The organism is Paenibacillus hebaui, assembly GCF_051934385.1.
Lineage (GTDB): Bacteria > Bacillota > Bacilli > Paenibacillales > Paenibacillaceae > Paenibacillus.
Genome location: NZ_CP196836.1, coordinates 50,067 through 76,141, shown reverse-complemented (window position 1 = coordinate 76,141; position 26,075 = coordinate 50,067). Strand labels below are relative to the sequence as shown.

Genomic DNA, 26,075 nt, shown 5'->3' with positions numbered 1-26,075 from the left:
CAAGTGACGGTTGCTTCGTTTTAGTTTTTAATAGCTTCAGTTCGCTCCGCTTGTTCTTGTTCGACAGCTCTGTCCGCTTCCGCTTCCTCGCTGTAATTCACGGCTCTCATCATGGCTCTCGCCTTGTTGCGGCACTCCTTGTATTCACGATAGGGATCGGAATCGATAACAATACCCGCCCCCGCCTGCACATAACCCACGCTGTCCTTGATGGCTAGTGTGCGGATGACGATGTTCAACTCCATGTTCCCGCTGTAGTCGATCCACCCGATAGAACCAGTGTAGGGACCACGTCGTACAGGCTCAAGTTCCTCGATAATTTCCATGGTACGGACCTTGGGAGCCCCTGTAATCGTTCCACCCGGGAACGTTGCAGCGATGACATCAAAAACGGATAATCCCTCTGCCAGCCTACCCTCCACCTGAGAAACGAGATGCATGACATGTGAATACTTCTCGATCGTCATTAATTCGGGCACATGGACCGATCCATAGGCTGCAATTCGTCCGATATCATTCCGTTCCAGATCGACCAGCATAATATGCTCTGCTCGCTCTTTTTCACTGTTCAGTAGTTCAGTGGCCATTGCTTCATCCTCAGCTTCGTCACGGCCTCTTCTCCGTGTACCGGCAATTGGACGGGCACTGACCTTACCGTGATCCACTTTGACAAGCAATTCGGGAGAACCACTCACCAGTTGAAAATCCGGACTGCGCAGCATTCCCATGTAGGGAGATGGATTCACGAGGCGTAGCCATTCATATATGTGTTCGGCATTCGACTGCAGCTGCTTCTCTTGTCGCAGAGACAAGTTCACCTGAAACACGTCACCCTGCCGGATATATTCCTGTACTGTGCGTACCGCCTGTTCGAAGTCCTGCTGGGGAAAAGATGTCTGCCATCCTTCGGTTTCCCTATCCGATTCTTCTGACTGATGTGCTACATTCATTTGTTCATTGCGCCGCTCCATTGCTTGCTTCTGCTCTTCCGCTTGTGCGAACTCCAAGATGCCTAACCATCGCTGCTGCATTGCTACTGCACGCTTTTCCGCTTCTGCGTATAACTTGCGAAGCTGCGCTTCATCCTGATCCGACTGTACAGCCAGATGTACCATACAAAATAAGGCTTGTTCCTCATGATCATATGCCCATATTTCTTCAAAACGCATCCACCAGTAATCTGGCAGAGCCGGTGTATCTTCTGCCAAGGTTGGCAGCTTCTCCAGAGATCTGGCTACGTCATAGCTGAGATAACCTGCGCATCCACCGCCAAAGTCTGGAGTACCACTTACCTTGGGAGCACTGTAAGGTGCTGCCCATCTTTTTAAGACATCAAGCGGCTTACCATTGTCTGCTGAGGCAGTCCCCTTAACAAGATCATGTATAACCGCTTTATTATTTTTGCCGGAAATCACAGATACCGGATTCAGTCCCAGGAAGGTATATCTTCCGCCTTTGCCATTCTCCAGCACCATTGCATAAGGTGATGCCTGTTGCCAGGCCGCTTCCCACGTTAACGGTAAACCGCCATGATACGGTCCCTTATCCGACTTGATCATATACGGCATCATGGTCCAACCTTCTCCGGCCCACTCCGTCCAGTCGGCGTATGTTGTCATCAGGTGTGTCATTGCGGTTTGCCGCCTCCATCTGTCGCTAGTTCTATTGTCTGATAGTATACTAAAGCGCCGCTTCTTTTAAAAGCATTCAGCAAAAAATCCTCCACACCCGTCATGCGGGCAAGGAGGATTTGTTTCATCGCTTGTTAACTTAAGATTCAAAGTTATAAAGCGGTGTGCTGAGGTAACGTTCGCCGTTACTTGGCACGATAACCACGACGCGTTTGCCTGCACCCAGCTGTTTAGCCACTTGCAGACCTGCACGAATGGCTGCACCAGAAGAAATACCAGACAGGATGCCCTCTTCCTTCGCTACCTGACGAGCGGTCTCGAATGCATCATCATTCTCGATGTGAATAATCTCATCATAGATCTCCTGATCGAGAATCTCAGGGATAAAGTTGGCGCCGATCCCCTGAATTTTGTGAGGACCCGGTTTGCCACCTGCCAGGATTGGTGAAGCTGCTGGCTCAACTGCAACAATTTTGATCTCAGGGAAGGCCTCTTTCAACACTTCACCTGCACCTGTAATTGTTCCGCCTGTACCAATTCCCGCAACGAAAGCATCCAACGTACCGCCTACAGATTGGATTGCTTCAACAATCTCAGGACCAGTCGTTTCACGGTGGATCTTCACGTTGGCTTTATTTTTAAATTGCTCTGCCATGAAATACGATGGATTTTCTTTAAGCAATTCCTCCGCCTTTTTAACTGCACCATTCATACCTTCGGCTCCCGGTGTGAGCACAAGCTCAGCTCCGTATGCACGAAGCAAGTTACGACGCTCCATGCTCATCGTTTCCGGCATAACGATAACAGACTTGTAGCCTTTGGCTGCAGCCACCATGGCGAGTCCGATTCCTGTGTTACCACTGGTTGCTTCGATGATGGTATCGCCTGGTTTCAGCTTGCCTTCTTTCTCAGCTTCTTCCACGATGCTGATCGCAATACGGTCCTTGACGCTTGAACCTGGATTCTGGTATTCCAGTTTCACGAATACTTCAGCACTGCCTTCAGGTACGATGCGGTTCAGACGAACAAGCGGAGTACCTCCGATGAGTTCTGTTACGCTATTAACTACTTTAGCCATATGAATGCCCTCCTTAGTGGGATGAATACTACTTAAGTCCTGTTGCCATATACATGTGCGGCCGAAGCAGCCTCTGGATGTTATAGAAGAACTGCGGAAATCCGGTCTAATCCATCCTGTCTGTTCATTACTTTAGACAGGTTTGCCTTAGATCTCCGAAGGTTTCTTTAGTTAATGTAAACCCTCTTATTCCGAGTAAATGAGTAGGTATTTGATTATTTTTATCTTATCAACGTTATACCCTATTGTCAATATGAGTACCAAAAAAATACTCTGCCCTAGGCCCTAAGGCCGTAGACAGAGTATTTTTATCACGATGCAGCAGCGGAACATCTCATTCACGAGCTTCAAGAAGCCGGAATATCGGATAGAATGACAGCTCCGTACTTGTCGCGTAGCCTTTCCTCGACCTGTGATAGAGGGTCGGCTTGACTCAGAGCAAGTTGCATCCGGATTTCTTCAAGGACTTCTTCCAGGGATTGTACCTGGCGTTCCTGTTTATCATTCACCTTAATGATGGCATAGCCTGCTTCAACCTGAACTGGCCCTGCAATATCTCCAACTTCCATTCCATCCGCCAGTTTCAGGATTGCCTCCGGCTGGAATGGGTCATTCTGCTCGATCCAGCCCAATCGGCCCCCCGAATCACGAGAGTAGCTATCTGTCGATTCTTTACGGGCTGTTTCTTCGAAGTCTGCTCCGTTGTCCAGCGCATCCAGAATTGATTCAGCCTGATCTTCATCCTTCAGCACAATCATGGACAGATCGTATTTCTCGGGGGAAACATAATCTTCGCGGTGTTCATTCCAGTAATGTTCAATATCTGCATCTTTGATCTGGATGCTGCTCGTCGCAATTTTCTCCAGCAGAAGCCTGTATCCCGCCTCAAGCTCAAGATCTTGTCTGGATAAACCGAGTTGGGACTTCATCTCGTCATAATAAGATTTCTCTGAATCATACCCCTCCATTGCCAAGGCAAGCTCTTTCGAAATCTCTTGGGGAGTCACTGTAAGATTACGATCAATCGCTTCTGCATAAACTGCTTTGCGGTTGAGCATCTGGAGCAACAACTCACTGCCATAGCGTCGTTTCAACGCCTTGGTCCATTCCGTGTCTGTGATCGTCTCTCCATTAATCGTTGCTACAGTGTTCCCTTCCTCCTGACCGGCATCCTGAGATGCATCTGCACCATCACGTCCAGCACGCAGACCTTGCACGACCATAACCGTACCCATTACCAACATTCCAAGCGTCAAGACAATTACAGCCGTCCACAACCCTTTTTCTTGTCTTGTCATTCCGCGTCCCATCCCCGCATAAATCAGTTCTTGGCTTGCTCTAGGATAGTCTCAAGTTGTTCCTTATTAAACTCGTAGGCTTCATTACAGAATTGGCAGACCACTTCAGCTCGGCCTTCTTCTTCAATTAACTGTTCCATCTCGGACTGACCAAGGCTGATCAACGTTTTCTCTACCCGTTCACGTGAACACTCACAATGGAAATGAATATCCATTTCGTCCAAAACCCGTACATCAGGCAGTACCCGGCGGAGCATTTCTTCCAATTCAAAACCCTCAGCCAGCAAAGACGTCACCGGTGGCAACGTGCTGATTGATTTCTCAATCTCGGTAATTTCATCATCCGTCAATCCTGGAAGCAGCTGTATAATGAATCCACCGGCTACAATAACAGAATTATCCGTATCTACCAGAACGCCAACACCCACAGCAGAAGGGGTCTGTTCCGATTTGGCAAAATAGTACGTAAAGTCTTCGCCCAGCTCGCCTGAAATAATCGGCACGCTACCTCGGTATGGTTCTTTGAGGCCAAGATCCTTGGTCACGTTAATAAATCCTTCTGTTCCGACCACACCAGCAACATCCAGTTTGCCCATGCTATTGCTCGGAAGATGTACATGTGGATTGCTTACATAGCCGCGAACCTCACCTTTGGCATTCGCATCGGTAACAATCTGTCCAATGGGACCGTCTCCCTTAACCTGAATGGTCAGTTTCTCTTCTCCCTTGAGCATTGCACCCATAATCGCTGCTGCTGTAGCCGTACGCCCCATGGCAGCTGTAGCCGTGGGAAACGTATCATGTCTTCTGCGCAGTTCTTCAACCAGCTCCGTCGTTTGGACAGCAAAGGCTCTAACCCGTCCGTTCATTGCTGTACCACGAATTAAACGGTCCTGTTTGTTGTTGTTTTCCAAGTCATCCAGCCTCCTTTGGCGTCATCTCTATCCTTCGTTATAACCAGCATACAAACTGAACAATGTTCATTCAATTCATAAAAAAACGGCATAACACATTAGACTGTAACCCCAGCCCGCAGTATGCCGTCTCTGTTCTTACCTTTCCCGGTTCCGCTCATAAATGATACGCAGCCCTTCAAGCGTAAGCAGCGGATCCACTTCCTCGATGCTACGGGTTTCATCCGCAATCAGCTTGGCAAGTCCTCCAGTCGCAATGACTCTGGGTTTTGCCCCCATCTCTTCGCGAATACGCTCTATAATGCCGTCCACTTGTCCAGCATACCCATATATAATACCAGCCTGCATGGCATGAATGGTGTTGCGACCAATCACTTTCTTGGGCTTCTCCAGCTCTATACGAGGCAGCTTGGACGCTCGCTCATAGAGTGCTTCGGTAGCAATGTGGATGCCGGGTACGATGGCCCCGCCCAGATAATGACCCTTTTCGTCTATACAATCAAAGGTTGTCGCTGTACCGAAATCGACCACAACCAGTGGGCCGCCGTACTTCTCGACAGCTGCAACTGCATTAACAATGCGATCCGCCCCAACTTCACGCGGATTCTCGTACCGCAGATTTAGACCGGTTTTGATGCCGGGCCCGACAAGTAGCGGTTTTTTGCCTACATATTTCTCACACATCGCCTCTATCACATTCACCAGTGGTGGAACCACCGATGAGATGATCACACCTTCAATGTCGCGTGTTGAAATACCGGACATATGAAATAAATTATAAATCATTACGCCGTATTCATCCACTGTTGACTGACGAGATGTGCTCAGACGAAAATGGTGCAGCAACTCTCGGTTTTTATACACCCCAAGTACGATGTTGCTGTTCCCCACGTCTACAACTAGAATCAAAGAGGTTCACCCCTCTTTCTTTTCGTTTAAATCCAGGCTGATGTCCAGGCTCTCAAAAGAATAGGTTAACCTGCCAACCGAAATTACATCCACTCCGCTCTCCGCAATACCACGAATGGTGCTTAAAGAGACATTACCTGACGCTTCGACCTTCACATGCGGAGCCTGCTCATGAATCAGCACAACGGCCTCGTGCATCCGATCTGGATGCATGTTATCCAGCATAATGATATCCGCCTTGGCATGCAAGGCTTCTCTCACCTGTTCCAAATTTTCAGTTTCCACCTCTATGGTCATCGTATGTGGGATGACTGCCCGTGCACGTTGAACCGCTTCCGTAATACCGCCTGCACCCTTGATATGGTTGTCCTTAATCATCACCGCATCATACAAGCCGAACCGATGATTCGCTCCACCACCGACTCGAACCGCATATTTCTCAAGTAAACGGTGTCCTGGTGTTGTTTTGCGTGTATCTACCAGTCGTGTAGGCAACCCTTCCAACGCATCAACATAAGAACGTGTGCGGGTAGCGATACCCGACATGCGCTGCAACAGGTTTAGGGCCAGACGTTCACCCGTCAGCAGACTGTGTGTATTGCCTTCTACCTCAGCCAGAATCGTACCATGGTTGACCGCATCTCCGTCTTTTACCATCGGTGTGAATACAAGGCTGGGATCGACTACCTGGAACACGATTTCGGCTATGCTAATCCCTGCAATGATTCCCTTATCTTTGGCATGAATGACGGCCTTGGATTGATTGCCTGCGGGAATAGTCACACTTGTTGTCACATCCCCTGCACCAACATCCTCGCGAAGCCAGTTTTTGATTGATTCGATGAGTCCTTCATTATATCCGTTCAGTATCATGACATCAATTCCTCCACAATCGCTTGTTCTCGCTGCTGCAAACTATGCTTCTGCCATACGGCATCGTCACGCTGCGGGAAATCCTCACGGTAATGGGCTCCCCGGCTCTCCTCACGGTGTAATGCTCCAGTGGTAACCAACCATGCACAAGTTAAAAGGTTGGCATATTCCATCTCTTCCTTCTGTGTGAGCACCTGATCAAAAAAATGCAATTCATGCTGCAGTTTGTCCATCGCCTTCTGCAGTTTTTCACCATTCCGGCGCAGCCCCACTTGACGTACCATCATTTTTTGCAATCGCAACCGTCTTTCGGATATTGGTTTCTGCTCTTTCGCTACCCCTCGGCCAATATTCTCCGGAGTTGAACCAACTACCTTGAGTGGACCGAGTGGAGGAAGAGATTGAATACGTTCAAAGATTCTGCGACCAAATACAATCGCTTCAGACAAGGAGTTACTTGCCAAACGATTTGCCCCGTGTACTCCTGTAGAGGATACCTCACCACATGCAAACAATCGGCCGATGCTGCTCTCTCCGCTGAGGTCTGTCTTGACCCCGCCCATCATGTAATGTGCAGCAGGAGCAACCGGAATCCAATCCGTTGTCATATCCAGCCCATAACGCATACAAGTCTCATAGATGGTCGGGAAACGATGCTTGATCATCTCTGCTGGTTCATGCGTGATATCCAAGTAAACAAAGGTACTGTTTGTGGACTCCATCTCGCTGACAATCGCTCGGGCTACGATATCACGCGGTGCCAGTTCAAGCTGTGCATGATACCGTTCCATAAATCGCTCGCCCTTCACATTACGCAAAAAAGCCCCTTCACCACGGACCGCTTCTGAAACCAGGAAACGAGGCGCTCCAGGATAACAAAGGGAGGTCGGGTGGAATTGAATAAACTCCATATCCCTAACCACAGCTCCAGCACGATAGGCCATAGCTACTCCATCCGCTGTAGCCACCTCCGGGTTGGTCGTGTATCGATACAGCTGTCCTGCACCGCCAGAGCAGAGCACGGTTGCCTGTGCTTTCACAAAGACTTGCGAGCCATCTGCCTTTTGGACCAGCGCCCCTACACATTCTCCCCGATCTATAATCAGATCGATGACAAAATGCTCATCCCACACTTCAATTCCGGGATGTTCGTTCGCTTGGGCAGCAAGTGCACGCACAATCTCATATCCCGTAGCATCCCCATTGGCATGCAAAATACGGCGGTGGCTATGCGCACCTTCCTGCGTCAACGCCAACTCGCCGTTCTCCAGATCAAATGAAGTGCCCAGTCGAATCAGTTCTTTCACACCGCCCGGACCCTCGTTCACCAATACTTCTACCGCTTCGGAGCGGCATAAGCCCGCTCCGGCAACCAGTGTATCTTGCAAGTGGTAGGCAGGTGAATCATCCTCAGCAATAACCGCAGCGATGCCTCCCTGCGCATACCGGGTGTTACTTTCAAGTAATGACTTCTTCGTGATCATCAACACACTGCGGTGTTCACTCGCTTTGATCGCAGTAAACAATCCGGCAATGCCTGAACCAATAACCAACACATCCGTCTCCACCATCGGCAGCGCGGACAGATCAAAATCCACTAAATATTGCGGTATCATGTTATTTCACCTGTCTTGGAGCAAGAGTAACGCATGCTACTTCACCAGTAACATGCGCTCGAGTGATTCTCTGGCTTTGTCGGCAACGGCCGGTGGTACGTAGATTTGTGGCTTCATCGTTTCCAGGCACTTAACCAGTTTCTTCAAGTTGTTGACCTTCATGTTTGGACATACGAGGAACTTGGTAGCAAAATGGAACTGTTTATCCGGGCTATCCAGACGAAGCTGATATCCTGTACCATCTTCGGTACCCACGATAAATTCTTTTGCTGAAGAATTTTTGCAGTACTCCAGAATGGCTGTTGTACTGCCTACAAAATCACCCATCTCCACAACCTCAGGGCGACATTCGGGATGGACAACAAACTCTGCATTGGGATGCTTAGCCCTCATCTCCACCACATCTTTTACCGTCAGCATATCATGGGTATTGCAGTAACCTTCCCAGATGATCATTTTCTTGTCTGTGTGTTGCTGCACATAATGTCCCAGATTTTTATCCGGAACCCAGATGATTTCATCCGAATCAACAGATTGAATAACTCTGACTGCATTGGCCGATGTACAACAGATGTCGGTCTCTGCCTTGATCTCAGCTGAAGAATTGATGTAAGTTACTACTTTGGCATTTGGGTGCTGTGCTTTCAATTTTCGTAATCCTTCAACATTCACCATATCTGCCATCGGGCAGCCTGCACGTTCATCCGGAATGATAACCGTTTTGTTAGGCGCAAGAATTTTAGCGCTTTCACCCATAAAATGGACACCACAGAAAACGATCACATCAGCATCTGTTTGTGCTGCCTTCTGGGCTAACAGGAACGAATCTCCCCGGAAATCAGCGACCTCCTGTACCTCGTCACGTTGATAATAATGGGCAAGAATAATGGCATTACGTTCCTTCTTCAACTCCATCAGCCGCTCACGCAGCTCCCGGTTCATCTCAGCCTTGCGCTCTAAAGCCAGAGCTTCCACCTGCGATCCTCTCCTTTATCGGAACAGTGTCATTCACTGTTTCATATGGCTAACAAGTCGTAATATTCGCTTGAGAAACGAATCACAAGCGGTTTAACACCTAATGTACACAACGTTCACGACTCTGTCAATAAATGAAAACGCCACAGAAGCACGGCATAACCACCTATTTCCTGCGTAGTACGCCCTAAAGCTCCCGGTTATCATTATCTATAAAAATTGAACTAATTCATAAAAAAAGAGAGCCCTAGGGCTCTCTTCGTCATCTGCTACATTAGCCAGAATAGGTTATGCCTTAAGATGTTGGTTTTGTTCCGCCATCATCCGGGCCATTGTTAATTCCTTTATCCAGATTCGGAGCTTCGTTAGGAATATCTCCAGCTGGTGGCTCAGGCGTTTCATCTTTGCCTTGGATACGAACACGCACATCACCGATGTTGTCGATGATTGGCTCTCCGCTCTCGTTTGGCGTACCTTCACCATCATTGCTATTTTCATCTTTTGGAGTCAGTGAACCTGTCTCGATCAATTCCTTGATCTGATCCATTTCAAGTGTCTCCACTTCAAGCAATGTTTGTGCGATCAAATGCATCTCTCTTGTATGTTTTACGAGCAAATCCTTACATTTCTCGTAACAATCATTAATGAAGCGTTGCATTTCCTGATCAATCTCATAGGCGATGGAATCCGAGTAATTCTGTTCGTGACCGATATCACGTCCGAGGAATACCTGTCCTTGGGAACTTCCAAATTGCATAGGACCCAATTTCTCACTCATACCGTACTCCATAACCATGCTGCGAACAATACCTGTCGCTTGCTGGAAGTCACTGTATGCGCCAGTACCAATTTCACCAATGAACAATTCTTCTGCAACACGGCCTCCGAGGAGTCCGGTTACTTTGTCCAACAGCTCCTGCTTGGTTATAAGCATACGATCTTCTTTTGGCATCATGATTACATATCCACCCGCGCGTCCACGCGGAATAATGGTAACTTTATGTACCATATCGGCATGTTCCAGGAAGTAACCTACAATGGTGTGACCTGCTTCGTGGTAGGCAATGATACGTTTCTCACGATCACTGATGACACGGCTTTTCTTTTCCGTACCTACGATGACACGGTCGATCGCCTCGTCAACTTCTTTCATGGAAATATCTCTACGGTTACGACGTGCTGCAAGCAATGCCGCTTCGTTCAGGAGATTTTCCAGATCCGCACCGGAGAAACCTGTTGTACGCTTCGCAATAATATCCAACTTCACGTCTTTAGTCATTGGTTTGTTGCGGGAATGTACTTTCAGGACAGCTTCACGGCCTCTCACATCAGGGCGGTCAACCGTAATTTGACGGTCAAAACGTCCCGGACGCAACAATGCAGGGTCGAGAATATCTGCACGGTTCGTTGCAGCTACGATGATAATGCCTTCGTTGGCTCCGAATCCGTCCATTTCAACAAGCAACTGGTTCAGTGTCTGTTCACGTTCATCGTGACCACCACCAAGACCAGCACCACGCTGACGTCCTACAGCATCAATTTCATCAATAAAGATGATACAAGGAGCATTTTTCTTTGCATTTTCAAACAAGTCACGTACACGAGATGCACCGACACCGACGAACATTTCAACGAAGTCGGAACCGGAAATACTAAAGAATGGCACACCCGCTTCACCGGCTACGGCACGAGCGAGCAATGTTTTACCAGTACCCGGAGGCCCGACAAGCAATACACCCTTCGGAATCCGTGCGCCTACTGCTGCGAACTTACGAGGGTCCTTAAGGAAGTCTACGACCTCAACAAGCTCCTGCTTCTCTTCGTCAGCACCCGCAACATCTTCAAACGTAACCCGTTTCTTCTCTTCGTTATAAAGACGAGCACGGCTTTTACCAAAGTTCATTACTTTACCGCCGCCACCTTGAGCCTGATTAAACAGGAAGAAGAACAGCAGGAACATAATGATCAACGGAATAAAGGAAGTCAGCAACGTTAACCAGATGCTGTCACCTTTCATTGGTTCCTGATGATATTCGAATTTGTTAGCTTCACTTGCAGCTACAAGCTCATTAATCGCCTCGTCTGTAGGAGGAATATACGTTGAGAAACTTTCTGATTTAGCACCGTCAGGCGCCTTTCTGTATTGACCGGTCACGAGGTACGTCTGACCGTTAAATTGAACTGTCAATTCAGAGACATTATTGGCCTTGATCTCCGTGCGCAACTGATCATATCTAGGGTTTTCTATGACTTCGTTCCCATCTGTGATAAATCTAACCAAACCCACCACAACTAAAAAAAGAATCAAATAAAAACCAGAATTCCGGATGAACCGATTCATCCCCTACCTCCTCTCGAGACACTTAGATTATTTTAACATAGCCCGACATGGCTTCTCAACAGAAGCCAAGGACAGCTCAAGGCTTGGGTCGGGCAGGATATTAGCTACTATATACTTCCGGCTTCAAAATCCCGATATAGGGCAGGTTCCGATACTTCTCGGCAAAATCCAAACCGTAACCAACGATGAACGCATCAGGAATGTCAAAGCCTGTATAATGGGCTTCCAACTCAACTTTACGGCCTGAAGGCTTGTCGAACAGCGTAACCACACGCACCGATTCAGCACCGCGGTTTTGCAGCAGTTCGATCAGATAACTGAGTGTAAGTCCGCTGTCGATAATATCTTCGACAATCAGAACTTCCCGTCCTTCAACGGATACATCCAGATCCTTAATGATCTTGACAACGCCAGATGACTTGGTGGAAGCGCCATAACTGGACACTGCCATAAAATCCATTTCAACAGGTACCGTTATGTTTTTAACCAAATCAGCCATAAATATAAACGCACCCTTGAGCACACAAATGACCAAAGGATTGCGATTTGCATATTCGGCACTTAATGTTGCGCCTAATTCCTTGACTTTACTCTGAATTTCTTCTTCACTGATCAATACTTCCTGAATGTCGTTCTGCAACTGTGCGAACCTCCTAAGTTATACTATGAAAGCCTTAACTGAACCATAACCACTACCCCTGAATCGCTGAATCGCCTACAGTCATGTACAGGATTGCGGAAGTGTCCTCCCTGACAGGAGCTACACCGGACCGTCGAACACCCGGTAACCAAATGATGTTGCCTGCTCCATCACATACCACAGGAATACGTGGACGGATAGACGCGGGAATTTTCTCATCGATGAAAATATTTTTCACCTTTTTGCTTCCGTTTAATCCCATTACTTTCATGGTATCTCCAGGTAACCGTGAACGTATAACCAGCGGCATAAGTAATTGATCCGCATCAAATGCGGCTTGATCCGCCGATTCCGGTACATGATATTCCTCGGGACTCATCGGCATCAACCGAATATATCGATTAATTTCGGTGAGTGAAAGCTCATAAGTTCCGCTCCATTGTGCAAGACGATACTCGTAAGATTGATCCTGTACGTCCGTCCGTATGCCAAAAGAAATCAGATCATACTCCCGGGTGCAGGTGAGTGTCTGTCCTATATCCAGGCTCCAGATCGTCATATGGGTCTCCATGACCTTGCGACGAATGGTTTCTATACGGGTAAAGTCGACAAAATCACTGTCCAAAGGCAGATAATTCAATATTAGTTTAATCAACCTTCGTTGTAAAGCGACATGTAACTTCAAGAAGGAAGGCACCTCAAAGGTTTGCCTTCCGCCGTTCACCTGCACTAGACACCTGTATGTGTCATATGCACTCTGCTCCATGAAATCGTCTTCATCACCCACAATTTCGGCAAGCCGATTCAAAGACGGCGTGAGTTGTCCATTATACTGCCCCAAATAAGGAAGCACATCCAAGCGGATGGCGTTACGCCGATATTTACGCAGGGAATTGCTTTCATCATTAAAATACAGAAAACCCTGGGTATTACAAGCTTCTACAAGGTCTGTCTTGTTTATACGAAGGCATGGACGAATAAGTTCCACATTTTTTTCTCGCCGTTTAAACTTCATTCCTGCGAGTCCAGACAAACCGCTGCCACGCAGCAAATGGAGCATAACCGTCTCTGCCTGATCGTCGGCATGATGTGCCAGAGCAATGCTCGCGGCATCGTATTTGGCAGCCACTTCATGTAGGAATGCATAGCGCTTGTTGCGTGCTGCCTCCTGTGGCCCTTGACCGGTAAGCTTCATATAAGAAGGTACATCGGCCTTCACCCATTCAAATGCAACACCAAGCTGCAAAGCAAGTTCCTTCATCATCTCCGCTTCATGATCCGATTCGTTCCGAAAACCATGATGCACATGGGCACATATCAATTCAAGCGGCACATGCCTGATACTGATCTCATGCATGATATGCAAAAAAGCCACCGAGTCCGGACCGCCCGATACTGCGACGACAATCCGATCCCCGGGAACCCATAGCTGATGCTCTTCCGCTGCATCCAGCACGTTATTCACCAGCATATTCCAGCGTAAAGGCTCCATACCTGATCCTCATTCCTTGCGTTATGTATATGCACTCTCACAGGTCAGAAACGTAGTGCATAGATGAGCACCCCAATAAGTAATATTACAGATAAAGCGAATGCATTCTTGAGCCAGCGCGGTGTTGTACTTTTGGAACGACGGCGAAGAGATGCGGGGCGTGCCATCATTTCCTTCCACACTTTAGCCGCATGGTCTGCATCATGAAATTGACCTCGCAATGCCTGGATCGTCCAGTTTCGAAAAGGACCCAATCGCTCACTGTGCTCCACCAGCGCTACGAGCTGATTAACACTTCGCAGTTGCGGTAGTCCTTCCGCGGCCAATGCCTTGAGCGCATCTGCTTCAAGTACATGAATCAACAATAGCGCAAAAGCAAATACATCATAGGTACCATCTGCTGTTCGGCTGCCTGCATTCCAGAAGCCACGATCATACCATTCGGTGAACTGCTTGACACTCCGGCCGATCAGAGTAACTCCGCCATAGTCAATAAGCTCCACCTGCCCATGATCAGATACCAGTACATTTTGCGGTTTGAGATCTCCAAACACCCACCCTGCCCGATACAACTGAGCTAGCTTCTGCAAAAGTCTGAGTCCAATCAGAAGTGTCCAGTCCGTCCCCTGACGCCGAATGAAGTGATGAAGAGCCTCACCCCGAACGTAACGCATCACATAAAAGGGAATATCCCGGCCTCGAACGGCATAATCATCCACATCTTTGAGATAGGAAGGAATGCCGCTCTGCCGAAGGGCTTCATGATTACGCTGTAATTGAAAAGATTTGAGCACATTGACTTCTGATTGCAGATCTACAGGGTCAAATCCCATTTTTAGCGCATATTGCTTGCCATTTTCACCCCGCTGGACAAGAAAAACAATGCCGTTGGCTCCTTTGCCCAGTAGCTTCCGAATCGTATAACGACCGCGATTCCATTTCCCTGTGATGACTGTTCCTGGAGGGAAAGAGGCGTCAGACAACGTTGTCACCGAGCATTCCTTCTCTTTCAATGCGATAGTTCCCTTCTATTTCCTGCTGTCCCTCCAGTGTACCATAACGGTAAAAATCAATCACCTGTTGAATCGCGGGACCTGTCGGCGTCGCCCCTTTCATCTGCAAACGTCCAAACAATGAACGAACACGGCTCAGATCCGCTGTCCAGTCGATGTCCATCACTGCTTCTTCTCCACTATGTCGTCCCGGGAAATGAAATACGGAAAGATGGCTCTGACCCATACGTGCTTGCAAACTAAGCATTAAATCTCGAATTCCTTCTTCCACAGCAGCAAGCTTAGGCTTCATACTGGCACTTACATCAATTAACAGAACGACCTGAAGTGGTGTGTTCTCCGCCATATCATCCATTACTTCTACCACCTGTGCACGCTTTTCAGGTTCAAGGTCTGTTACCGTTCTGGGTACGCACTCTCCCAAAATTTGTGATAACTCTCTATTAACTGCTTGTTGAATGGTCTGAACCACTGTTTTCCGGGTCATCATCTGCATGGTATGGGCAAGCTGCCGTGTACCGACGATCTGACTAATTCCTCCTCCGGCTTTGGCAATATCCTCGATCTCCCGACTGCCCAACTCGCCAATGGTTCCATAATCAATGACGCCAACGACATTGACTGTAATCCCCTCTTCACGCGCTTCGGCCGCTGCCAGCACCGGACTTCTGCCTACATTGGAACAGCCGTCGGTGATCAATAAGATTTGCTTCATCCGATATCCCTCCGTTTTTGGTTACTCTCCAACTCTATGACTAGCATTGCCAGAATGAAGAGACTTCAAACCGAGGAATATGCAATTAACTGACGGTGCGCGGACGTTCCATCCGGTTAATACCTGGCACTCGCAGTGTGGCCCACTCAGGCCGGAAATGTTCTATTTTTCCTACAATGACAGTCATATCATCATAGATCTCATGTTGCTGATATCGAATAACACTTTCAAGAAGACAATCTGCCACTTCCTGAGGATCATCACTATCAATTTCCTGAATGAGCCGTTTCATCCATAGCTCTTTATTGACAGCATACCCCGGTGCATCATAGATTCCATCTGTCATCATAATCAAAATATCCCCTGGTTGGAGCTGTACGGTTACCAAATCCACCTCAATATCCTTGATAATCCCAATCGGCAGATTGCTGGCCGAAACTGGGATAACCTCTTGTCCTCGTTTAATAAAGCTTGGAGTCGAGCCGATTTTCATAAACGTGGTCTCCGCCGTATATTCATCAATTAGAGCCATATCCACCGTGGCATACATCTCTTCAGGTGAGCGCAGCAGGAGGACTGAATTCACGGATTTGATCGCCAGCTTCTCATCCATGCCAGACTGGAGCAACTGTTCCAGTATATTCAGTGCTGCACTGCTTTCCATGCGTGCCCGTTCTCCGTTGCCCATGCCATCGCTAAGTGCTACTGCAAATGTTCCATTACCAAGTTCAACGGTGCTGAAGCTGTCTCCAGACATCACATCTCCCCCTTTGGCAGCAGCAGCAACACCGGTAGTGACCTCGAAAGTCTTGGCAGATCCGAATGTCACGGTCGCCAGTCCCTGACGAGGGTCGGTCATGGTCTCATGCAAGACGGCGATATGCTCGTCCAGTACATCCGAGATCAGCGGAGCGATCATTTTACGGCATTCGTCGAACCCACGCGTATACGCATGAACAATCTCAATCTCCACATTGCCCGCATCCAGATTGATGATTTCAATGGAATGAATGGATAAACCCAATGATTCAAGCGCATCCCGAATCTGTTCCTCCTGTTGTACCATCTCCTCACTTTCCCGCTGAATTTCTTTCGCCAGGTCTTCCATTACCTGGGATACACCTGACAATTGCTCCGCAACCAGCTGCCGACTATCTATAATCTGACGCTTCCATTGCATATTATGTTGATGCAGCCCATACTGGGCACGCATGACTTCAAGCACTTCTTCGGGCTTCGCACACACCCTGTTCCATTCCACCGGAACCTGCTTGCCAGACATCTCCGGGTTTGCTTCAATGGAACTCATCACATCAGTCATATATTTGTAGGTCTGAACAAACTTCGCATCCCAGCACTGGGTTCGCTTGAAACAACCCGAACATGTGCCTTCGGCTACAGCATTCATAAAATGCTCCATCCCGCCCTCGTTCTGCGCCGGCTCCCCCGCGCCGGACATCTGATCAAAGCTGCGTGACAGCTGACGGAACACCTGCGAGAACCGGGTTACCCGTTCTGCCGTGACATCCCGAATGCGCTTCGCATATTCATGTTGCGATTTCGTATGATCCTGCGTACCAGGAACATATTTGGATATGGCGGTCATCATGCTTTTTGGCGTTAACATAAACAGAACAATAGCAGCACACGTCTCCCATAAGGAGTTCATCACGTCGCCCGGGCCGCCCAGATAAATGGATAGTATAGATGAACCCAGCAGCATACCTAGCGCAACCCCTGCGCGTTTTCCCTCTCGAAGCATACCCGCTAACATCCCGGCAAAAGCGAGCAGACTCATCTGATATATAGCCGACATATCGGCCAGACTCAGAATGAGGCCAGTAATGACCCCAACAGATGCTCCGAGGGGGGCTCCGCCTACCAGCGCAAAGATCAGAATGAGATAACGGGAGAGCATATGCTCGACGGACAGAGACTGAATGGTCCAGCCCACCGCTCCTGTCATCACGGAAGCCAATAGAATAATCAGGCAGAGGATCTCCTCGTTCTTTAGGCTGAATTTTTTTTTGCGATACGTAAAAATGGGAATGGCTTGTATAAACACCAAGGTAAGCACGAAGCTTAGAACGGAATCCATCGTAAGCATCAGCATGGCGTACCAGCTGAAAGACGGCCCAATGACGACTGCGAATAACTTGACCATAAAAGTAGTCGTAAACACCATCGTCGGTGCATAAGATAATTCAGCGCGGTCATAAGACTCCAAGCCTCTGAACAATAAATAGAAGATCGCGATCTCCGAAGCAACAATCAGTGGTACTGGAAATGGGGCAAAGAGGCTTCCGGCGAGTAATGCCGCCCCTACTGGAATAATGTAATCCCTGCGCATGAAGGCTATGACTGCAAAGTAAGCAATGGCAAAGGGCGATAACTCATTTAGAATCATGGCTTTTCCCAGCAAAAATCCCATAAAGGTGAGGAGCAGTACCCATTTACGTGCAGCGACGATCTGGACCGCCTTGCGGGAGCTAATCCACTGCTTGAGACGTACCGACAGCTCCTCCCGAGCTTCTGTACCCCCTTTACCAGCTTTCATTCCCGGAAATTGAATGACATTCCACTTTTCCATCATCCTCAAGGCACCCCATTCGATTAGTTTAATTTTCGTGTTTCGTTCTCGATGGTTCTGATTATAGATAGAATAGGAGACGTAGTTTGTCACAATAGGTGGGGCGTGTCCAAAAACTTTACGACAAAAGAAACAACCTCGGCTCGGTGGAGCAGAACCCCCGGCCTTATTGTGGTTTCATCCATTAAGGGCATGGCTTGCCGACAAGATGCTTGTCTGATTTTGAACCCAAAGAATTCTAGCGTCGCCACGATGTGAGCAGGATACCTGTGGAATGCCACGGAAACCTGTCGGTAAAAAATGGTAGACGACAAATGTTCTTATGTAATTTTTTTTCTGTGCAGAAAAACTGGGGATATGGAGCTTCACTTTACAAAAAAGGCTACAAATCCGGTCTATAGTCTATATCTGAGCGGTAAACCCCACAAGTTGAAAACAAACGCAAAAAAACCGTCAGCCCAAAGGCTAACGGTTTTTCTTATATTTTATATCAGGTTGAGACAGATTAGACGCGCTTGGCACCACGGCCACCGCGTTTGCCTTCTGTATTCTTCTTGAGCGAGGAAATCCGCTCTTCGCTATCTTTCAGGAAGCGTGACATTTTATCCTCAAATGAAGGTTTGCCTGCTGCGGGCTTGAAAGAACGGCCTCCACGGTCACGGTTAAATCCACCACCACCGCCTCCGCCACGGCCTTGGCCGCCACTTGGGCCTCCACCGCTGAATCGTTCGCGATCTCCTCCACTGCGTTCCGGTCTAGGAGCTCTTGGGGGTCTAGACTGTGTTTGTTGCTCAACCGGTTTGTCAACAGCTTGCTTAATGGAAAGCCCAATCTTGCCATCCTTGTCAACGTTGATGACCTTAACAGTAACGAGGTCATTAAGCTTCAGGTGGTCGTTGACATCTTTGACATAATTGTCGGCGATTTCCGAGATGTGAACGAGACCCGTGACACCTCCTGACAGATCCACAAATGCTCCAAAATGCGTGATGCCTGTCACCTTGCCCTCTAACTTGGTGCCCACTTCAATTGCCATAGAATAAAATGATCCTCCCTTAAAAATATACAACCCGATTTTTTGAATGCCAAAATCAATGCTGTGCTAATTTAATTATACCTTATGCCGCAAACCAAGGTCAACTGAGCACTGCCCCTTAAGGCAGCCTATTTTTTCCGGTTTAACGGCTTTAGACATATAGATAACAATCCTTGCTCTGTAATGAGCCAAATTCCATCAGTTCCCTGACTCTTCAACCTGAATTGGTGTTTCCTCAGGCAGATAGTATCCTTTTTTTCGTGCCAGTTGTCCTATGTATTCGGGATCCTTCAACCGGCTGACTTCGTACTTCAACTGATCCAGCTTCTTCAATGTCTCTTTCTTTGAAGATTGCTGAGCAGCCAGATGAGAACTCTTGTCCGAAATTTGTGCATTCTGCACAAGGAACGTATATCCTGTCCAAATAATAAACACAATCATAAAAGTCATCCAGAGCATGAGACGCCTTTTTGCACCTGCAGATTTTCCTTGACCTGCTGGAGCCTTTGATTTACTCATAGATGTTTTACCCATTAACGGACCTCCTTAAAACCAGCGTTTCCACATCGCTGCAATACTTGAACCCGCACGGATCAAGAAGCGTGGCGTTACCCAATGCTTCAGGAGCGGCCTAAACATCCAGCGGAACAACTTGCCGAAAGGTACCAAACATTGCAACACCAGCTTACCCAGGAATATCAGTATTGCGAGTACAAATCCAAATAATACACGCAGTAGCTTGTAGAGCCCTTTAGACGGCATAACGATCAGGATGTTAAGGATATGTCCACACCAATGAATCAGCGTTCTTGCAAGTATTATTAACATTACCACAAAACGCTGGGTTGTAACACTTAAAAGCCAAAAATAGAAGCAAACCCCTATAATCAGCCCCAAAAAGACATAAAACCGCAGCTGTCCGTGGTTTCCAGCGTACAGCATCCGGAAGACGAACAGCGCGGAGGCAATCCAGTACAACAGATCGAGGGTATGGATGCTCCACCTCGGGAACCGCAGCTGACCGGACAGTACCCGGTAACTGTCATAGGCCATTCCCATCACGGCCCCCGAGATCAGCATCCACATCAATGTGATCCATTGAGTATCGGGGCTCATCGGAACATCTTGCCGAAGAGGCCCTTACCGTTCTTGGACTGTGAACCCGGGTCCAGGTATTGTAAAGAGCTGACTGTACCCTCGATGGATAACAGACCTTCTTCCAGGCTCAGGTTTTTGATATGTAAATTGTGCCCCCGGATGGTCAGATGCCCAAGTTCAGTCTGCAGCAAAAATTCTTCACTGTCGAAGCTCTCCACATTGGAGACACCCGTCAGATCCAGCAGTTTCCGATTCTGCATGTTCAGATGATGCTGTTTCGCCTTACCGTTCTCAACCATGGCATGTACCCCTCCTTCTTACACCTAGCTTATGGATCAGAAGTGTGGAATAGAACCAGCGTTAAGTGAAACGGGAAGGTCACTGTATATTCGGCACAAAAAAAACACCCTCCCCTATATGGGAAAGGCATTTCTCTTCATCTTACAATGAAAATGAATGGGTACAAAAGCATATCAGGCAGACTGTTACCAGTTCATCCCGTTATCCTTGGCGATCGGCTCTTCCTTAACCAAGGTGTAGAGGCTACTCGCCTCGTCCTTCTTGGTACTCTCAGCAAGACGTTCTACCTTCACAGTGACCAGCTTTTGACCGAACTGAACCGTCAGCTCGTCGCCCACTTTAACAGCGGCGCTGGGCTTTGCTTCACGTCCGTTCACCAGGACACGTCCTTGTTCGGAGACGTCCTTGGCCACAGTACGGCGTTTGATCAGCCGGGAGACCTTCAGGAATTTATCAAGACGCATTATTTTACGGCTTCTTTAAGTTTGTTGCCTGCTTTGAATGCAGGAACGGTGGACTCAGGAATCACAATTTCATTCCCTGTTTGTGGGTTACGTCCGGTACGACCGGAACGTTTGCGGGTCTCAAAAGTGCCAAAGCCGATCAGTTGTACTTTGTCTCCGCTGGCAAGTGCATCTGTAATTTCTCCCAAAAAGCCGTTTAATACGGACTCAACGTCTTTTTTAGTCAAACCGCTTTTGGTGGAGATGTTGTTAATCAGATCTGTTTTGTTCATTTTAAAAGCCTCCCAAATTGAAAAAAAAGTATCTGCGAATTCATGACAACAGATCTGCTGCCGCTGGCTTCGCGCAAGGTTACTACACATGTATTCTGGCTTGGCATCTGAATTCCTGCCTTAGGCTGCGACTTTTTTTCACTTTCTGCACGTCCTTGTTCAAGAACACTCTAAGTCCAGTACCCGAATCCGCCTATGTTTAATCACGAATATCCAACCACACAGATGAACACACGTTCGTATTAGCATAACACACCCAATGAAATCATGGAATACAATTAGCGTACGATTTAAGAACAAGAATCAATTATAGTGCGTGTTCAAAAAGTCTGTTTTTCAGTACCGAGAAGATGGAATAAAGCTAGAAATGGAGTAGCGGAGCGTAGGGAAAACGACGTGAGCAACTACAATGTTTCCGAAGGAAAAATACTTCGTAAGCATCCGCTTATTTCGGCTGAGTTTCATATTCGATGCTGATGATGCCGCTAGGCATGATTCGTAATCAAAAGCGGACTTTTTGAACAACCTCTTATAGTCCTGCTTTTTTGGCAGCCTGCCAGTACTGCTCCATCTCTTCCACATTGCTGTCAGCCGGAGTGCGACCCTGCTCATGAAGTCGTGCTTCGATATATTGGAATCGCTGAGTAAACTTCCGGTTGGTAGCGGCAAGCGCCTCTTCCGGGTCTGTATCAATAAATCGTGCTACATTCGCAGCTGCAAACAATAAGTCTCCCAATTCCAGCTTTCGTTCCTCAGCAGAGTGGTTATGCTGCACTGCTTCTTTCAACTCAGCTAGTTCTTCCTCAATCTTGGCAAAGACACCCTCCACATCATCCCAGTCAAAGCCAACCTTGGCCGCCTTCTTCTGTAACTTGTATCCCTTCATCAAGGCAGGCAAGTCGCGAGGAATGCCATCCAGCACGGAAACCTTCTGCGGATCCTGTCCCTTGCGCTTTTTCTCCTCTGCCTTCATCTGTTCCCAGTTTTGGAGTGCTTCATTCGCGTCTTCCGCCTGATTATCACCAAATACATGCGGATGACGGAAGATCAACTTGTCATTCAATCCTTCGATGACGTCGTACACGTTAAATGCGCCAACCTCTTCTTCCATCTGGGAGTGCAGCAAAATCTGCAACAGCAAGTCGCCCAGTTCTTCCTTCATGTGATCGGGATCATCCTCATCAATGGTCTCAATAACCTCATACGTCTCTTCGATCAGGTTTTTGCGAATCGACTGATGGGTCTGCTCTTGATCCCATGGGCAACCGCCCGGACTGCGAAGAATGTTCACGATCTCATGCAGGCGTGCAAAGGAGCGTCGACGCAGCGCATCATCCGTATTTTTGGGCACATAAATTAACGACAGATTACCGTATCCTTCGATCCGATCCAGGTCATGCAAAGGTACTTTTTGAATAATCTCTTGTCCCTGTACACCCAGGGCATGTCCGACAAATACTGGATAATCGTCAGGGTAAACATCCATCAGGCACAGCTTTACATCAGAAGCGGTAAACACATCGTACACTTGTCCAATCAAGGTATGAAGCTGTGGTTGGACCAACTCTGTGTTCAGGCTGCTGGCATCCAGAAGCTGAAACCCCTCAATGGGGTCAAATCCAAGACGAATGAAAGCTTCATCCAAAAAACTCTCTCCACCCATGACGCGTAATGAAATACCCATCTGTGGGCAGCGCTCTTTCAATAAGTGTACACTTGCTTCAGCCACCATGGGATGGCCTGGTACAGCGTAAACAATCTCGGTACCCGGTTCTCCCTTGCGTGTGGCCTCAATCAGCCGATTCGCGATCTCGTCGTATACCTCTGGAAACGACGCCTTCGCCTCATAGATGTCATCAAATGATGTCATCTCCAACCCTTCCTGCTTCAGATCATTCAATACGGGATGATCCAGTGTACGGACATACAGTGTGACCGCATGTTTCATTTTTTTGATAATCCCTACCGTCAGCTGGTCTGCATCCCCAGATCCGAGACCCACTACTGTCAAAGCTGCACTCATTAATTTTAAACCTCCATCCGAACCATCCTGTCCAAGCTCCATCCTCATCCTTAATACCATTGAAATGTGGATGATGCCGTGAGTAGAACAGCGCTCTATAATTACATGTATTATACCAGAATCAGACAATATCCTATAATTGCATGTTGCACTAAAGGCTCCGTCAGAAATATTTGCCCAGCTCCAAGCTGCACTAGCCTGGGATAAATGGGTGATGCGGGGATGGGTGTAGCCTCCCCGCAAGGTTTAGCGCAGAACACGCAGTCTGCGCAGCGCCTTGGCCAGGCGGGGCCCCAGCTTGGGCACAGCCGCCAGCTCCGCGGCGGTCAGCAGCCCTGTCCGGGCCGCGGCCAGCAAGAACACGGCCGAGCCTGCGGCTACGCCAAGCAGGCTCACGCCCACCGCGGCCAGCCTGCGATCGGCCGCGATTCCAATGCCGCCGAGCACCACTTCGGCGGCCCAGGCAGTGCCTATCGCCGCCAGACTCATGGCGGCGATGACCAGCGCCGGCTTCGCCAGGACGGCGCCAGGGGCCGGGCGCATGGCGGTGAGCCGCACCAGCAGCGCCACATTCAGGCCAGCCGCCAGCATATAGGCGACTGCGCCTGCAAGGGCCGCGCCGCTGATGCCCAGCGCCGGCACAAGCATGACGTTCAGCAGCGCCTTGACGCCTGCGGCGGCCAGCATGCTGAACGCGGGTGCGCGCACGGCGCCGAGGCCTTGCAGCAGCGCCGCCGCAATAATGCTGACGGTGCTGCCCGCAGCCGTCAGCGCCATGTACCGCAGAGCTTCGGTGCCTGCGGCATCTCCGTACAGCATGCGGTTAATCGGCTCTGCCAGCACCGCCAAACCTGCGGATGCCGCCAGGCCGATTAACCAGAACCAGCGCAGCGCGAGGCCCGCTTGCTGCCTGACGGCTTCCGGCCCGCCCTTCAGCCGGGCTTCGGCCATCGCCGGAATAAACAGTACAGACAGTGACGTAGCAAGCATCGTCACCAGCTGAACCAATGGCAAGCCCCGGTTGTAAATCCCGAACGAAACCATCGATTGAATTTCATCCAGCCCTTCGCGTCTTAACAATCGGGGTACCGTAAAGGTATCCACCAGATTCATCAGCGGCACGGCAAGCGAACCAAGACAGACCGGGATGGCATACATCAGCAGCGTCTTGATCCATTCACCGTTGGAGCGCTGCTGCGGTGGCAGAAGGTTAATCTCCATACTCTTGCGTCCTGTTATCTCCTCTTCTCGTATAACCTGCGGCCTTATTGTTTTCAATCCATGGTGACCTCTATCGTTGTAACGATGAGAGGATTCCGGGGTTCCTTCCCCAGCCCGCTCCGTTCTCGCACTAACCGATAGTTGTTCCCGATTTTTCCGCCGATGACGGTACACATAAACCAGCATGACAAGTAACCCTGCTAGCCCTCCAGCAACCGAACCGAACATAGCCCCTGCCGCAATCGTCTCCAAAGAAGCATCTCGCTCCATAAGCCATAACAGCAGAACAATCATAATGGTAACCCGGACCGTTTGCTCCACCACCTGGGATACCGCTGTAGGCACCATTTGCTGTAACCCTTGGAAATATCCGCGCAGCCCCGTCATCAAAGGTACAAATAGCAAGGCCAGGGAAGCTGCCCGAATGGACGGAATAACACTTCCGTTGCCGATCAGATTCCCGATAAGGGGTGCTCCTGTATACATCAATAAAGCCAATGCCAGTCCGATTCCACCAAGCAGCATGGAAGACAAACGGATAATCCGTCTGCCCTCCTCAGGTCTTCCAAGAGCGTTCTGTTCAGCTACGAATTTGGATACAGCAATGGGTAAGCCTGCAGCAGCAATGGTAATGACAAGCATGTAGAACGGGTAAACCGTATTATAGATACCAAAAACACCGTCTCCCCCGAGATTCTGTAACGGAATTTTTTGAAATGCACCAATGATTTTGGAAATAATGGCGGCAAGCCCAAGCACAAATGCGCCCTGCAGCAATCTTGAGCCTGTAGACGACTGTTGTTTCATATGTCCCTCCTGCGGTTGTCCGTGCGTTCAAGTCCTTATTTCATACCTTGTTATTATACCTGCCCGCAGGCGCTCAGACTAACTCCTCTAGGATAATCTTGTACAGGCTCATGAAATTCCCCTTGGATTATCTCCTAAAATGCAAAAAACTCCTGATTGCCCGCAGGGCACCAGGAGTTGATCTGCTGTCTATTGTTCCATCTGCTTGCCAAGGAAACCGGCAGCCGTCTCAGACATTTTAATTTCCATCTGAGACATCTTCACCGATTCATCCTTATTGAAGAGGATAACCGTTCCGATGGGGTCACCACCTGAAATAATCGGCGCAATAACGAAAGAGGATAACGTCTCGTCATGATCTTTGCTAAGCTCATAAGAACCATTGTTTGTCTCCAAAATGGTCTTTCTGTTTTCCATACAACTCTCCAGCAGTTGACCTACTTGCTTGTCCAAATATTCTTTCTTAGAACCACCTGCCACCGTAATGATTGTATCACGGTCAGAGATCATGGTTACATGACCTGTACTTTCATACAGGGATTCGGCATATTCTTTGGCAAAATCGCCAAGCTCGCCGATAGGCGAATATTTTTTTAGAATAACTTCTCCATCACGGTCCACGAAAATCTCCAGTGGATCACCTTCACGGATACGTAACGTACGGCGGATTTCTTTTGGAATGACCACACGGCCGAGGTCATCTATACGGCGGACAATACCAGTAGCTTTCATTTCACATGTTGCCCCACTTTCTCGAGAAGATTTTTCA

At 48.6% G+C, this 26,075-nt stretch carries 23 protein-coding genes; all 23 read right to left on the bottom strand.

Annotated elements, in window-relative coordinates:
- Positions 1-20: 20 nt before the first annotated feature.
- Complete coding sequence (locus ACR32F_RS00345; protein ID WP_440115127.1) at positions 21-1,631, bottom strand: anthranilate synthase component I family protein; 1,611 nt, start codon at positions 1,629-1,631, stop codon at positions 21-23.
- Between the two features lie 139 nt (positions 1,632-1,770).
- Entirely contained in the window at positions 1,771-2,709 is a 939-nt protein-coding gene (gene cysK, locus ACR32F_RS00340) for a cysteine synthase A (protein WP_440115125.1), read from the bottom strand.
- Between the two features lie 347 nt (positions 2,710-3,056).
- Positions 3,057-4,007 (bottom strand): peptidyl-prolyl cis-trans isomerase, encoded by a 951-nt coding sequence (locus tag ACR32F_RS00335; RefSeq protein WP_440115123.1) that lies wholly within the window; start codon positions 4,005-4,007, stop codon positions 3,057-3,059.
- Positions 4,008-4,030: 23 nt separating this feature from the next.
- Entirely contained in the window at positions 4,031-4,921 is an 891-nt protein-coding gene (gene hslO, locus ACR32F_RS00330) for an Hsp33 family molecular chaperone HslO (RefSeq protein WP_440115121.1), read from the bottom strand.
- Between the two features lie 138 nt (positions 4,922-5,059).
- On the bottom strand, positions 5,060-5,830 hold the full coding sequence (locus ACR32F_RS00325) for a type III pantothenate kinase (RefSeq protein ID WP_440115119.1): 771 nt from the start codon (positions 5,828-5,830) through the stop codon (positions 5,060-5,062).
- Positions 5,831-5,836: 6 nt separating this feature from the next.
- Entirely contained in the window at positions 5,837-6,703 is an 867-nt protein-coding gene (gene nadC, locus ACR32F_RS00320) for a carboxylating nicotinate-nucleotide diphosphorylase (protein WP_440115117.1), read from the bottom strand.
- Complete coding sequence (gene nadB, locus ACR32F_RS00315) at positions 6,700-8,319, bottom strand: L-aspartate oxidase (RefSeq protein ID WP_440115115.1); 1,620 nt, start codon at positions 8,317-8,319, stop codon at positions 6,700-6,702. Before nadB ends, nadC begins: the two co-directional genes overlap by 4 nt.
- Positions 8,320-8,355: 36 nt before the next feature.
- A complete protein-coding gene (nadA, locus tag ACR32F_RS00310) occupies positions 8,356-9,294 on the bottom strand; it encodes a quinolinate synthase NadA (protein WP_024633731.1) in 939 nt (312 codons plus the stop codon).
- 295 nt (positions 9,295-9,589) lie between these two features.
- Positions 9,590-11,635 carry an ATP-dependent zinc metalloprotease FtsH gene (gene ftsH, locus ACR32F_RS00305; RefSeq protein WP_440115112.1) on the bottom strand — a complete coding sequence of 682 codons (2,046 nt, stop codon included), beginning with the start codon at positions 11,633-11,635 and terminating at the stop codon, positions 9,590-9,592.
- A 100-nt stretch (positions 11,636-11,735) separates the two neighbouring features.
- Complete coding sequence (gene hpt / locus ACR32F_RS00300; RefSeq protein WP_145326534.1) at positions 11,736-12,275, bottom strand: hypoxanthine phosphoribosyltransferase; 540 nt, start codon at positions 12,273-12,275, stop codon at positions 11,736-11,738.
- Positions 12,276-12,327: 52 nt separating this feature from the next.
- Positions 12,328-13,767, bottom strand: coding sequence for a tRNA lysidine(34) synthetase TilS (gene tilS, locus ACR32F_RS00295; protein WP_440115110.1), 1,440 nt, complete (start codon positions 13,765-13,767; stop codon positions 12,328-12,330).
- 44 nt (positions 13,768-13,811) lie between these two features.
- Positions 13,812-14,759, bottom strand: a complete 948-nt coding sequence (locus ACR32F_RS00290) for a serine/threonine protein kinase (protein WP_440119627.1) — start codon at positions 14,757-14,759, stop codon at positions 13,812-13,814.
- Positions 14,743-15,495 (bottom strand): hypothetical protein, encoded by a 753-nt coding sequence (locus ACR32F_RS00285; protein WP_440115108.1) that lies wholly within the window; start codon positions 15,493-15,495, stop codon positions 14,743-14,745. Before ACR32F_RS00285 ends, ACR32F_RS00290 begins: the two co-directional genes overlap by 17 nt.
- Positions 15,496-15,580: 85 nt before the next feature.
- A complete protein-coding gene (spoIIE, locus tag ACR32F_RS00280; protein ID WP_440115106.1) occupies positions 15,581-18,088 on the bottom strand; it encodes a stage II sporulation protein E in 2,508 nt (835 codons plus the stop codon).
- A 502-nt stretch (positions 18,089-18,590) separates the two neighbouring features.
- Entirely contained in the window at positions 18,591-19,121 is a 531-nt protein-coding gene (locus ACR32F_RS00275) for a S1 domain-containing RNA-binding protein (protein ID WP_053778917.1), read from the bottom strand.
- A gap of 198 nt (positions 19,122-19,319) precedes the next feature.
- Positions 19,320-19,655: an FtsB family cell division protein gene (locus tag ACR32F_RS00270; RefSeq protein WP_440115103.1), complete on the bottom strand. Its 336-nt coding sequence runs from the start codon at positions 19,653-19,655 to the stop codon at positions 19,320-19,322.
- A 12-nt stretch (positions 19,656-19,667) separates the two neighbouring features.
- Positions 19,668-20,237 (bottom strand): spore cortex biosynthesis protein YabQ, encoded by a 570-nt coding sequence (gene yabQ / locus ACR32F_RS00265; protein WP_440115101.1) that lies wholly within the window; start codon positions 20,235-20,237, stop codon positions 19,668-19,670.
- A complete protein-coding gene (gene yabP, locus ACR32F_RS00260; protein WP_440115099.1) occupies positions 20,234-20,518 on the bottom strand; it encodes a sporulation protein YabP in 285 nt (94 codons plus the stop codon). Before yabP ends, yabQ begins: the two co-directional genes overlap by 4 nt.
- A 186-nt stretch (positions 20,519-20,704) precedes the next feature.
- Positions 20,705-20,983: an RNA-binding S4 domain-containing protein gene (locus ACR32F_RS00255; RefSeq protein WP_440115097.1), complete on the bottom strand. Its 279-nt coding sequence runs from the start codon at positions 20,981-20,983 to the stop codon at positions 20,705-20,707.
- Positions 20,983-21,255 (bottom strand): HU family DNA-binding protein, encoded by a 273-nt coding sequence (locus ACR32F_RS00250; protein ID WP_017691362.1) that lies wholly within the window; start codon positions 21,253-21,255, stop codon positions 20,983-20,985. Before ACR32F_RS00250 ends, ACR32F_RS00255 begins: the two co-directional genes overlap by 1 nt.
- 529 nt (positions 21,256-21,784) lie before the next feature.
- Positions 21,785-23,278: a nucleoside triphosphate pyrophosphohydrolase gene (mazG, locus tag ACR32F_RS00245; RefSeq protein ID WP_440115094.1), complete on the bottom strand. Its 1,494-nt coding sequence runs from the start codon at positions 23,276-23,278 to the stop codon at positions 21,785-21,787.
- Between the two features lie 246 nt (positions 23,279-23,524).
- The gene (locus ACR32F_RS00240) at positions 23,525-25,306 is read right to left on the bottom strand and encodes a putative polysaccharide biosynthesis protein (RefSeq protein WP_440115092.1); all 1,782 of its coding nucleotides are present in this window, start codon (positions 25,304-25,306) and stop codon (positions 23,525-23,527) included.
- A 189-nt stretch (positions 25,307-25,495) separates the two neighbouring features.
- A complete protein-coding gene (gene spoVT, locus ACR32F_RS00235) occupies positions 25,496-26,038 on the bottom strand; it encodes a stage V sporulation protein T (protein WP_440115090.1) in 543 nt (180 codons plus the stop codon).
- Between the last annotated feature and the right edge of the window lie 37 nt (positions 26,039-26,075).